The organism is Flavobacterium hydrocarbonoxydans (genome assembly GCF_009789235.1).
GTDB classification, from domain to species: domain Bacteria; phylum Bacteroidota; class Bacteroidia; order Flavobacteriales; family Flavobacteriaceae; genus Flavobacterium; species Flavobacterium hydrocarbonoxydans.
In genome coordinates this window covers 1-12,515 of the sequence record NZ_WSTB01000019.1, presented here as the reverse complement: position 1 = coordinate 12,515, position 12,515 = coordinate 1, and the positions used below count along the sequence as shown (strand labels likewise).

Here is a 12,515-nt window from a genome sequence, read left to right as displayed (position 1 = left end):
CTACGATGAAAAAAATTATGCTGTGCCTATTTATGGCTCTTGGATTAAGTGCATGCTCTCTTGGAACTGATGAAATTGAAAACAACTGTGGATCAGAAGCTATTGTTGCCTTTTCAGGCTTTCCTTTATCCTGTAATTATAGTGTAAAAGAAAACCCTACTAATCCGACACCACTTTTGGTGAGTACTCAGGAAAAAATGGATTCTTTCTTTACAAAACACGCTAATAGCTGTCCAACTGCAAGTGATCCCAATATTGATTTTACAAAAAACTATCTCGTAGGACTTTTTGCAGGAGCAAAACCTACAAGCGGATATGCAATTAAAATGACGGCTGTAATCGAAAATAACTGTCAGATTGTTATCAATTATTTCGAAAAATCACCTTTACCTGGAGAAACTACTAACAATGGAACAACTTATCCTTCTGACTTTATACTGATTCCAAAAAGTTCAAAACCAATTTATTTTAATAAAGTACCCGAAACTACAGATGCAATCATTATTGGTAATTTTAAAGAAGAATGTACTGGCTCTGATTGTCTAAAATTTTATCAGTTAAACAATTACAATGTACTTAACTTTTTGAATGTAGGTTACAACAATTATAATTTCAGTCAATACAGACACAATGTTATTGCCAAATATGGTGAACTTCCTTTGTTTCTAAAAAGTGTCCCTACAGAAATAATAAATTTAAAAGGTCAGTCTAAAACATACGGAACTCCGGATTCTGATGGTCAGGGAGGGGTTTATTTCGAACTACGCCAAGGTTTCAGTACTACCACAATTAAAATTGATAATAATGATACTGAAGACCAAAGTACCGAGATTAAGGCTTTCAAAAATGCGATTAAAGCTAAAATAACAGCCTTAAAAACCAATTAATCATGAAAAAATCATTCTTTTTTCGATTGCTAATTTCAGGCTTATTTTTAGCATCCTGTTCGAGTGAATCCAATGCAACACATTTTGACTCTAAAGATCTTACAGGAAGCTGGAATTTAGAAAGTTCATCAGGCGGAATCGCAGGAAAAACGGAAACACCAAAAACGACCGGTATCACTAAAAAAATTGTTTTTACAAAAGAAAAAAGAATGATTACTTATGTAAACAACATCGAAGTATCTAACTATAAATACGTTACAAAAACAGGAAAAAGTATTTACGATAATGAAGAACATTTGTTAATTTATAAAGAAAATAGTTTACTTCTTGTGGTTTTAGAATTAAATTCTAATAAACTAGAACTGGGAGACAACAATTATGATGGTTTTGTCGCAATATATAAAAAATAAAAAGACTTAATTTTACCGCAAAATCAATACCTACTTTTTTTTGAAAGACGATTTAGAAATATACATCAAACAATGCATCCAAAATGACAGAGGAGGGCAACTGAAAATTTATCAGTTGTTCTCTCCTGTATTATATGGAATTTGTTTAAAGTATATGAAAAATGAAGATGATGCTAAGGATGTTTTTCAGGAAGCTTTTATAATCGTATTTCAAAAAATACACCAATACAAATTTAAGGGAAGTTTTGAAGGATGGCTGAAACGCATTTTCATTAATAAACTTATTGAAACATTAAACAAAAAAAGAAAGGAAAGTTTTTTTCTGGATGTTTTTGATCCTGATACCGAATTAATCGCAGAAGAAGAGCTTGAAATTATTCCTATCTCACAAGAAAAATTACTCGAATACATTCAGGATTTGCCAGACCAATACAGAATGGTATTTAATTTATATGTTTTTGAAAAGATGAAACATAAAGAAATAGGAGATTTACTAAAAATCTCAGAAGGAACATCAAAATCAAACCTGAACCGGGCAAAAAAAATATTGCAAAAAAGAATTTCAAGCATATTAAATTTTAAAACAGCATGAAAAAGCAAAATATAGAAGATGTTTTTTCTTCAATGGAAAACTTTTCAAGTGTACCACCACCTGAATTATGGAACCAAATTGAGGAAAAACTGAATAAACCAAAAAAGAAAAAAAGGGCTGCCATCTGGTGGTCTGCTGCAGCTATTTTGGTTATAGGCCTTTCTGTACCTACTGTTTTTTATTTTAGTTCTGGGTCTCAAAATACTATTTCAAATCAAAATAATGTTGTTTTACAAGAAAACGAAAACAATAATTCAAACAAAAAAGAAACGAATCAAAATCAAAATACAAAAAAGAATTCCAGTTTAGAAAATCCAACTATTCTTTCACCTGAAAAATCAAACACAGCCATTGTTCTTTCAGAGGAAAACCTAGCTGCATCTTCTGAAAAAAACAGTATCCCAACTGAAAAAACATTACATAATAAAAAAGCAACTGGAGCCACTCTAAAAAAACAAAATGCAAATATCCTTTTTGAAGAAAAAATGTCTTCTGCAAAAAATATTGCTTCAAATGACGACACAATCACTAGTCATTCAAAAAAGAAAAACAGTGAAGCTATTGCCTCAAAAACTCAGTTTGGGAACACTCAGGAGTCAACTTTTAAAACCTCAAAAAACCTTCTTTTTGAAGATCAAATTACTATTCCAAACAATAAAAATTTAGCCGATTTGGGCATTACTAAATCAGATTTACAAAACAACAGCATTACAAAATCAGATAAAAACCAATACAATAGCACCAAATTACTTTTAACAGAACCAAAACTTACTGCTGCTAAAACAAATTCTGAAAAGAACAAATCAACGCTCATTGATTCCATTCAGTTATTAGAACTTCAAAATTTAGAAAAAGGAATAGTTAATTCTGAGAAAAAAGAAACTAAAGACGAAAAACCAAAATCAAATTTAACAACTGATAAATGGTCATTAGAAGTATTTGCCGGAGTTATGAATTCTCAAAACCTGAAAAACGAAAAAGCACTTGGCAACAATATCGATTCTAAGCAGAGCAATGCCTATGGTGTAAAAACGAATTATAAACTTAATAAGAAGTGGGAAATCAGTTCCGGACTTTCAATTAACGAATTAGGTCAAAGTATTGCAGATGTCTCTTATTTAAGTGGCATGAGCAATACGCTAGTGGTTGGTGAGGCTTTTACCCAAAATAGATCTTCCCAAAAAATAGTTGACAATGCGAATTATGTATTCATTACAAATGACACACGTAATATGTTAGTTAGCGAAAATTTTGAAAACGGCAATATTGATCAGCGTTTAAAATATCTTGAAATGCCGATAGAAATATCCTATTCACTTTTTAATCGAAACAAAACAAATATCAGCTTAAATACAGGTGGTTTTGTTGGAAAACTAATTTCAAATGATGTTTTTCTAGACGGAAATTCAATAGGCAACAACCTCGATGCCAATGAATTTGTTTATGGTTCTGTACTGAGTAGTACCTTACAGTATCGTTTATATAAAAAGACGAATGTTTTTATAGAGCCGGGCATGAATTATTATTTTAATCCTTTGGAAAACCAACCCTTTAATCAATTTCAATGGTCATTTAATTTTGGTTTAAATGTTTCTTTTTAAATTGTAATTTAGCTGAAAATCTCTTTTACTAATGACAATTCAAAACAATTGGCCTACTACTACTCATCCTGATCTGCTTATAATAAAAACAAGTGTTTTTGATGTTTGCAATTTTAATTGTTCCGTGCCGCAACCCGAGTCAGAAAGCAATGAGTATGGAGCCTATACATTTGATATCAATTCAAAATCAATTATATTCAGAGTTGCTAAAATTACGCCTACAAAAAACGGACAGTTTGTTACTATATGGAAACGAAATGATAGCGGTGTCATTGCTCCTTTTGATTTTTCTGACCCATTTGATTTTGTTATAATTACTGTTAGATTTGAAAATCGTTTGGGCTTTTTTATGTTTCCAAAAACAATTTTACTTCAAAAAGGAGTTTTTTCAACAGCTGTAAAAGAAGGCAAAAGAGCGATACGGGTTTATCCTGCATGGGACAAAACAACAAGTAAACAGGCAGAAAAAACCCAACTATGGCAATTGGATTATTTTTTTGAAATAAACTCTGGCATTAAACCAGAAGAAATCAAAGAAATAGTATTTAAAGGTATTTGATTATTTATTTTCTCCATATAATTGAAAAAAATCTATTAATGAAGCGATATTATCAATCTCTAACTTTTCAAACAATCTATTCTTAAATGTACTTACCGTATTTTTTTTAAGATCTAACATCTCAGATATTTCTAAATTACCATAACCTTTGATTAGTAATTTAGCTACTTCAATTTCTCTTTTAGATAGTTGATCCAAAGGGTTAACAGGTTTATTAGAGATATACGAATCTAATATTTTATCTTTTATAATCTGAGACACATATTTTCCTGCTAAAATCATACTATTAAAAGCTTGTTTCATTTCTTCCATAGTACTTCCTTTGCTTAAATAACCTGAAGCACCTGCATTTAAGTATCGCAATGCATATATCTTTTCATCATAAGCTGAAAACATCAAAATTTTGATAGCAGGCTGAATTTTTTTAATTTCATCCATAATATTTAAGCTATTACCCTCAGGAAAATTAATATCTAAAACTAATATATCGATTTTATTCTCTTTTAATATATTGAAAATGTCGCTAAAAGTTCCAGCTTGAAGTACTCTAGCACTAAAAAACAGTTCTTTAATCATAAGTGAAGTTCCTTGCCTAACAACACTATGGTCATCAGCAACTAAGAAACTATATATATTTGATGATTTCATTTTGTTTTTTTTTGAAACATTCATAATTACTAATAAAAAAACATATAAGTATTTAATTTTTAAATCATTAAACACTTTATAAAAATCCCCTTGAGGATTCATAAAGTTTAACGATACAGAATTTAGATATACATTAATGTTGTATTAAATTTAACTTTTTATTAAATCAAGAACAAATAATATTAATCTTTTTATTTTTAAATTTAAAATAAATAAAAAAACAGATAGCCTTTAAAAAGAAAGATTATCTGTTTCCTGAAAATAAAAATATAATATTCTACATAAAGTTATTAAATTTCAGTAACAATAAATTCACTACGTCTATTTTCTTTATGCTCTTCTTCAGTACATTCAATACCGTCTGCACATCTATTAATTAATTGATTTTCACCATAACCTTTACCTGTTAATCTGTTTCTATCGATTCCGTTTTTAACTAACCAATTGATAGTAGCCGTAGCTCTCTTATCTGATAAAATTTGATTATATTGAGAAGTTTGTCTGCTATCCGTATGCGAACGAATATCTAGTTTCATTGTTGGATTTTGCTGCAACACATCTAATATTTTTTCTAAATCATAAGCAGCTGCTTCAGTAATATAAGATTTGTCCAAGTCAAAATAAATCACTTTTATACCAAAACATTTTCCTAAATCATTACCTATTGCTACTTTACAACTGGCTTTTTCTAAAGCAAAAGACAAAACCGTTTTACCATTTTCATACAAAATTTGAATATTTTGCTCTTTTGGACTATACTCTGGCATTTCAACTCTTACGTTATAGGTCTGACCACAATTAACCATCAAAGTGTAGTTTCCTGTAGCATCTGCAAGAGTACTATTTAATAATGACAAATTCTTATCGTATAAACTCACCTTCGCACCAGGCAAAACAGCTCCAGTTTCGGCATCTGTAATAAGTCCATACAATAGTTGTTCACAGCTTAATTTTCTTGTTTCTAAAAAGGTATAAATATCATCTGACCCTTTTCCTCCGTCTTTATTAGAACTAAAATAACCTCTTCTGGAAATTGGATCAAAAAAATATGCAAAATCATCCTTAGGTGAATTAATATCAGCTCCAAGATTCTGAATATTGCTTACACCTCCTTCAGGATTTAAATTTCCAGCAAACACATCAAATCCTCCAATGCCAGGATGCCCATCAGAAGCAAAATATATAATATTTTCATCGGTTACATAAGGAAAACTTTCTTTTCCTTCCGTGTTAATTCCTGGACCAAGGTTAACAACCGGGCCAAAAGACCCATTGTCATCTATGTTAACTTTAAAAATATCTGATTGACCAATAGTTCCGGGCATATCGGATGCAAAAAACAATGTCTTACCATCTGGACTAATTGCCGGGTGAGCTGTACTATAACTATCACTGTCAAAAGGAAGTTCACTTACATTCGTCCATTTACCATCTTCTAAAGTTGCACTATAAATTTTAAGTAAAGTTGTTTTTTTTGAATTTGCCCCCTTTTTTCCATCTAAATAGTTATTTCGGGTAAAATAAACCGTTTTTCCATCTCTGGTAAAAGCAGGAGAAGACTCATGGAATTTTGAGTTAATATTATTGTCAAATTTCTCTATATTTCCTTTTGCAACTCCTACACTATCAAGTTCAGCCACATAAAAATTTGTAAAATATTCACCAGTCCATTTATGTCTTCGCTGATTTAAACTTCCGGTATCTCTGGCCGAAGTAAAATACAATTTATCCCTATACTTAAACGAACCATAATCTGAATAGGGAGAATTTACCCCTGCATCTTCAATTTTGTATCTGCCAGAATTGTTTTTTATTTGGCTAATATAGTTTTCATCCATCTTGAATAATTTTCCTCTGGAATCTTTTTTATCCTTAGCATAAAACTCTTCCAATATCTTATTGGCTTTGTCGGTTTCTCCAATAGATTTTAAAGACTGCGCATATCTGTAATAATATTCAGCTTCAAGATTATTACTCATAGCATAAAGTTCCGAATACCATTTTGCAGCATTTTCAAATTTTGAATTAAAGTAATATGAATTACCCAGTTTCTTAAACATTTCTTCAGATTTGTAGCCTTTATTGGCTACTCTTTCGTAGGTTTTTATAGCATCAATAAAAGCATATTTATCATACTTTTTGTCACCTGAATTTATTGTAGCCTGTTGACTATAGCTTCTGTAAGAAAAAAGACTAACATAAATTAAATATAGAAATATCAATTTTTTCATAATTACTATTTTTTTTAGAAGAAACGCGGAGTTGTGATTCGTCCATTATTTCTAAAGAGTTCAAAACGCAGGAAAATTTCATGAGAACCTGAGTTATATTTTCTTAGGTTAGTTGTTTCATTATCATATCCGTATCCAATGTACAATCCATCGTTTATTTGAAATCCTGCAGTAGCACTAAAAGCAGCACTCCATCGATACGCAACCCCAAGATTAAATTTTTCAGAAAATAAAAAATTTCCAGAAAGATCTACTTGCAAAGGAGCTCCCTCTACAATTTTGGTTAAAAAAGCTGGTTTAAACTGCAAATTTGGAGAAAGATCAAAAACATAACCTCCTATAAAATAATAATTTATTTTCTCTGTATAAATGGCTACATCACTATCTTTTGTTTTATCAGTATAGCGATCACTCTCGATAAAATTAGGAACAGACAAACCCAGATACAATTTGTCAGAATGCCAATAGATGCCGGCACCAACATTTGGCCGAAATTTATTATCGAAATTTTGAAATTTTGGATCATCCTGGTATTCAATATCCAATTTAGTAGGATCTAAATTAAAAAGATCTGCAGTACCTTTAATTCCAAATGATAGTTTATAATCATCAGAAGTTTTAATACTGTATGATAAATCTACTGAAAAAGCATTTTCGTTTGTTGGGCCAATTTTATCGTTAACCAAAGACAAACCAAGTCCAACATTACTATTATTGATTGGAGTATGAATAGAAACTGTATTTGTTTCTGGTGCGCCATCTAACCCAAGCCATTGCGAACGATGCAAGGCAAAAATACTCATCACCCCTCGTGAACCCGCATAGGCAGGATTAATGTTTATCGTATTATACATGTATTGCGTAAATTGCGCATCTTGTTGTGCATAAACATTAATCGAAATAAGCATCAGGATTAATCCTATTATCTTGTTTTTCATTTTATCTGTAAGTTATTTAGGCATTAAAATCCTAAAAAATAAATTATGTTTTTAAACCATTCCACGACATTAATTACTTAAGTATAAATAACCTGCGTCTTTATAAGTTTGATTTTCGTTTTTTTCGTTTTTGTAGTTAACATTCAAAATATAGAAATAAGTTCCCGGAGGCAACAGTTGTCCTTTATTAATGGTTACTCTTCCCGATGAATATCCATTAAAAACATTACCATTAGCTCCATAGTTGTGAGTTTCAAAAACTTTAACTCCCCAACGATTATAAATTTCAACAGTATTATCAGATGAACATTCTGCAAGTCCGACAACCTTGAATTCAGCATTTACAGTATCTGAACCAGGGGATATGGCATTATAAATTTTAAATTCTTTTCCGCATGGTAAAGGCTGTTCTTTACTTTCTACTCTGGCCAATGTGAATACTCCGTAACCAGTAACATTAATTGCTGTAGTTACAGTTCTGTTTGCAACATCAACAATTCCGCCCTCGTTAACCCACATTTGGGTAGCTTCATCCCAACGTACAATTACAATCTTATCCACTTTAGGATCTGCAACTATATTGGCTGGAGTAGTAGTCGTTTCATCCCAACTTAAGGTAAGCATTATATCGCCTTTGTTACCGGTGTTTTCTAAAGTCCAATATTCTTGATTATTGATTATTTCAATGTTCGAAGGTTTTTTAGTATGATCGTAAAGAGGTGCCGAATTATCGAAAAAGTATTTCCCTCTAAAGGTAGAAGCAACATCTGCTGGTGCTGAAATACCTGCAAAACGATACACATTTTTATCTCCTATAGGATATATAAAAGCTTTGTTTCCGTTTTTTATAACATGACCATCAACGTGGCTATCATTTGATGTTTCAGAATGTGTTGCATCTTGTTCATAAGCAATATTTCCTCCAAAATCATCATTGTTAACGATACCTTTTTTAAACTCTGAATTTCCTGCAATACTGATATCTCCTTCTAGATGAAAAGCGGGTTGTACAGAAGAATTTTCAAACAAAACATCGTTTAGCTCTGCTGGTAAAGTTCCTGTTATTCTTTGATTATCAACCCCTACAAATCGTGTATAACCATTTCCTGCAGGCGTAAATGTAACTATACCATCATTGTTGAAATTTTTGAAAACATAAAAATCCCCATCATTTCTAAACTCGCCGTTTCTATTATTACTAAAATCAAAATACGTGCTTACAACAGTATCAGGTTCGATAACCATAATACCATTATTGACCGTTTGAGCATTTATAGTACTCACACAAAAGAGCAATGCTATAAAAGTTAATCTCTTCAATATTGGTTTCATACCTCTATTTTTATTAAAATGAATGTATCATTTTGTTTTATATTTTTTTAAAGGAAGAGACTATCTAAAAAAATAGTCTCTTTTCTTTTAAAAATTTTATTTGTTATCTCTTAATAACAATTCTTCTAATCTCGCTACTCTTGCTTTCATATCTTCAGCATCTTTTTTCAAAGTATCAATAGTAGCATCCTTAGCTTCAATTTGCTTTTGTTGCTCAATTACATGCAGGTACAATTCTTCTATTTTTTCTAAGCTTTGCATTGTCAAAGTTGTCATATCTACTTTATATCCAATACCATCTTTAGAAACTTCATTGATAGGTGTTACTCCTGGTAAATGCTTGTTTGCTTTTACAAAAGCTGCTACTTCGTTTAGTGGCGTAAATTTATAATCGGCTTTGATGTTTGAATATCCATCAAAATATTTATCAAAAACATAATCCGCATAAACACTTGAAGTAGTATAAAGTTTACCTGTAGTAGTCATATTACCTTCAACGTGAAATTTAACTGGAACCGTAGCACCCGAAACTGTTAACGTTGGAATTGTCGTTGCGCCAATAGCAACATTACCTATTTGGTAAATATTTTGATTATTAGCAGTTGCTTGCGTACCCCCTGTTTGATTCAACCAAGGCTCTATACTTAAAGTACTTGTTGGTACTGTTTTTAAAACACCACCTGTACTACTTACTACGACCGCATCTGTAGTCCCTCCCGTTTGTAAACCTGTAATTGCTAATGTATTGGTAGCAGTTGTACCTATAGCTTCTGCCTCTAGTAATGCTCCTCCTAATTGTACATTTCCGTTGGTAGCTGTAAGACCGCTATTTGCCGTTGATAAAACATTTACTGGTGTAAGATCTGCAACTCCATTTACTGTAGAAGTTAAAACTCCGTTTGCAAGTGTAGCATCCACTGCATTTACTGCTTGTGCTGTCCTTGATATTCCATTTACATTAGATGTTAATATATTTCCTGAACTACTAAATAAATTTGTACTTCCTCCTGAAACTAAAGCTGATGAAGTTATTGTTTTTAAAACACCACCTGTACTACTAACAACTATAGCATCTGTTGCTACACCTGCTGCTAAACCAGCAATTGCTAATTGATTTGTTGCAGCATTTGTTGTGATAGTTGTTGTAGATGCAGTTAAAGTACCACCCAATACAACATTACCATTTGTAGTGGTAAGACCATTGTTTGCTGTAGATAATACATTTACTGGTGTAAGATCTGCAACTCCATTTACTGTAGAAGTTAAAACTCCGTTTGCAAGTGTAGCATCCACTGCATTTACTGCTGGTGCTGTTCTTGATATTCCATTTACATTAGATGTTAATATATTTCCTGAACTACTAAATAAATTTGTACTTCCTCCTGAAACTAAAGCTGATGAAGTTATTGTTTTTAAAACTCCTCCAGTACTACTTACTACAATTGCATCTGTGGTTGCTCCTGTTGCTAAACCAGCAATTGCTAATTGGTTTGTTGCAGCATTTGTTGTGATAGTTGTTGTAGATGCAGTTAAAGTACCACCCAATACAACATTACCGTTTGTAGTGGTAAGACCATTGTTTGCTGTAGATAATACATTTACTGGTGTAAGATCTGCAACTCCATTTACTGTAGAAGTTAATACTCCGTTTACAAGTGTAGCATCCACTGTAGTAGCTCCATTCAAGAAAGCTGCTGGTGTGATAGTTTTTAAAATTCCTGTAGTACTAGCTACAACAAGTCTATCTGTAGTTACATCGCCAATATATGGTGCTGCATTTATATCACGTATTTTTACTCCTCCAGAACCAATATCTAAGCGTTCAGTAGGTTTTGCTGCAGCTTCTGTACCATTTACCCCAATTGCTGCATTACCATTTTGAAGAATTGTTAACCCATTATTAGTACCAATACCTATTTGAAATATCGGATCTGTAACATCTCCTACAGACGTTTTTATAGCATTATCTATTCCAAAAACTACTTCATTATTATTAGCTGCTTCAACTTGAAATCCAAAAGCTAGTGAATTTAATCCTCTTGCAATGCTACTAGAACCGCCTGCAAAAGAACCTGAACCTATAGACTCACTACTTGTACCAAATGCTGTAGAATAATCACCTGAAGCTATAGTTACTAAACCTGTACTTAAAGAATAAGCTCCTGAGGCAGTACTACTTTGACCAAAAGCTTTAGCCCCTTCATTTGATGCAATATTAGTAAAACCTCCTGGAGTTGCTGTTGCGATTGAATATGAACCATTAGCAACTCCTCCTGTTAAGGCAAAAGAACCGGTTCCTGTAGCTGATGCTCCTGCACCAAATGCCACAGAATGTTGTCCTGAAGCTACATTATTAGCTCCAACAGCAATCGAATTTAGCCCAACAGTTGTTGTTGCGTTATTTAAACCTCCTCGTATAGCCCCATTGACATCTAATGCTGCAGGAGCAAAACCACTGTTTTTTCCTATTGCTACATTATTATTTTGGTAAATCTTATCATTATTTGAAGTAGCCTGTAGTAAACCTCCCTGTACTCGCCAAGGCTCTGTAGCTAACGCTGTAGTAGGGATGGTTTTTAAAACTCCTCCAGTACTACTTACTACAATTGCATCTGTGGTTGCTCCTGTAGCTAAACCAGTAATTGCTAATGTATTTGCAGCAGTTGTACCTATAGCTTCTGCCTCTAGCAATGCTCCTCCTAATTGTACATTTCCGTTTGTAGCGGTAAGTCCACTATTTGCAGTGGCTAAAACATTTACTGGTGTAGCATCAGAAACTCCATTTACTTTAGAAGTTAAAACTCCGTTTACAAGTGTAGCGTCAACTATGTTTACAGCTGGTGCTGTAGCTACTTTTCCGTTTACAGTAGAGGTTATGGTATTAGTACCATCATTTGCCAATGAGTTTACTGTACCTGAAGCAATTGCCGGTGTTAAATCTAATGCAGTTCCTGAAACTCCATTAACCGTTGTGGTTAAAGTTGCATTTGTTATTGTATTCCCAACTGTATTTACAGCGGGTGCTGTAGCTACTTTTCCGTTTACAGTAGAAGTTATAGTATTAGTACCATCATTTGCCAATACGTTTACTGTACCTGAAGCAATTGCTGGTGTTAAATCTAATGCAGTTCCTGAAACTCCATTAACCGTTGTGGTTAAAGTTGCATCTGTTATTGCATTCCCAACTGTGTTTACAGCGGGTGCTGCCTCTGTAATTCCGTTAACTACTGATGTTAAAGTATTAACACCATCATTATCAAAAGTATGTGTTGTTCCTCCTGTTATTGCCGATTGTAAATCAACTGTTGAAGAAACTC

Annotated in this window: 10 protein-coding genes; 5 read left to right on the top strand and 5 right to left on the bottom strand. The window is 32.5% G+C overall.

All coding sequences use genetic code 11. From position 1 onward, the window contains the following. Positions 1-5: 5 nt before the first annotated feature. The 5 genes from GON26_RS20700 to GON26_RS20680 are packed head-to-tail and all read left to right on the top strand — an operon-like array spanning position 6 to position 4,049. The gene (locus GON26_RS20700; RefSeq protein WP_160376678.1) at positions 6-887 is read left to right on the top strand and encodes a protease complex subunit PrcB family protein; all 882 of its coding nucleotides are present in this window, start codon (positions 6-8) and stop codon (positions 885-887) included. A 2-nt stretch (positions 888-889) separates the two neighbouring features. After that, a complete protein-coding gene (locus GON26_RS20695) occupies positions 890-1,297 on the top strand; it encodes a hypothetical protein (RefSeq protein WP_160376677.1) in 408 nt (135 codons plus the stop codon). 40 nt (positions 1,298-1,337) lie between these two features. Further along, entirely contained in the window at positions 1,338-1,889 is a 552-nt protein-coding gene (locus GON26_RS20690; protein ID WP_160376676.1) for an RNA polymerase sigma factor, read from the top strand. Then, a complete protein-coding gene (locus tag GON26_RS20685) occupies positions 1,886-3,490 on the top strand; it encodes a hypothetical protein (protein ID WP_160376675.1) in 1,605 nt (534 codons plus the stop codon). Before GON26_RS20690 ends, GON26_RS20685 begins: the two co-directional genes overlap by 4 nt. A gap of 31 nt (positions 3,491-3,521) precedes the next feature. Then, positions 3,522-4,049, top strand: a complete 528-nt coding sequence (locus GON26_RS20680; RefSeq protein ID WP_160376674.1) for a MepB family protein — start codon at positions 3,522-3,524, stop codon at positions 4,047-4,049. Here the strand turns inward: GON26_RS20680 and GON26_RS20675 are convergent, their stop codons facing one another. From GON26_RS20675 to GON26_RS20655, 5 genes are all read right to left on the bottom strand, one after another. Next, positions 4,050-4,799 (bottom strand): response regulator, encoded by a 750-nt coding sequence (locus GON26_RS20675; RefSeq protein WP_160376673.1) that lies wholly within the window; start codon positions 4,797-4,799, stop codon positions 4,050-4,052. It abuts the gene before it with no gap. Between the two features lie 188 nt (positions 4,800-4,987). After that, entirely contained in the window at positions 4,988-6,928 is a 1,941-nt protein-coding gene (locus GON26_RS20670) for an OmpA family protein (RefSeq protein ID WP_160376672.1), read from the bottom strand. Between the two features lie 14 nt (positions 6,929-6,942). Beyond that, positions 6,943-7,866, bottom strand: a complete 924-nt coding sequence (locus GON26_RS20665) for a PorP/SprF family type IX secretion system membrane protein (RefSeq protein WP_160376671.1) — start codon at positions 7,864-7,866, stop codon at positions 6,943-6,945. A gap of 69 nt (positions 7,867-7,935) precedes the next feature. Then, the gene (locus GON26_RS20660) at positions 7,936-9,198 is read right to left on the bottom strand and encodes a gliding motility-associated C-terminal domain-containing protein (RefSeq protein WP_160376670.1); all 1,263 of its coding nucleotides are present in this window, start codon (positions 9,196-9,198) and stop codon (positions 7,936-7,938) included. A gap of 96 nt (positions 9,199-9,294) precedes the next feature. Beyond that, the coding region (locus tag GON26_RS20655; RefSeq protein ID WP_394350426.1) for a beta strand repeat-containing protein at positions 9,295-12,515 on the bottom strand (3,221 nt) is incomplete at its 5' end.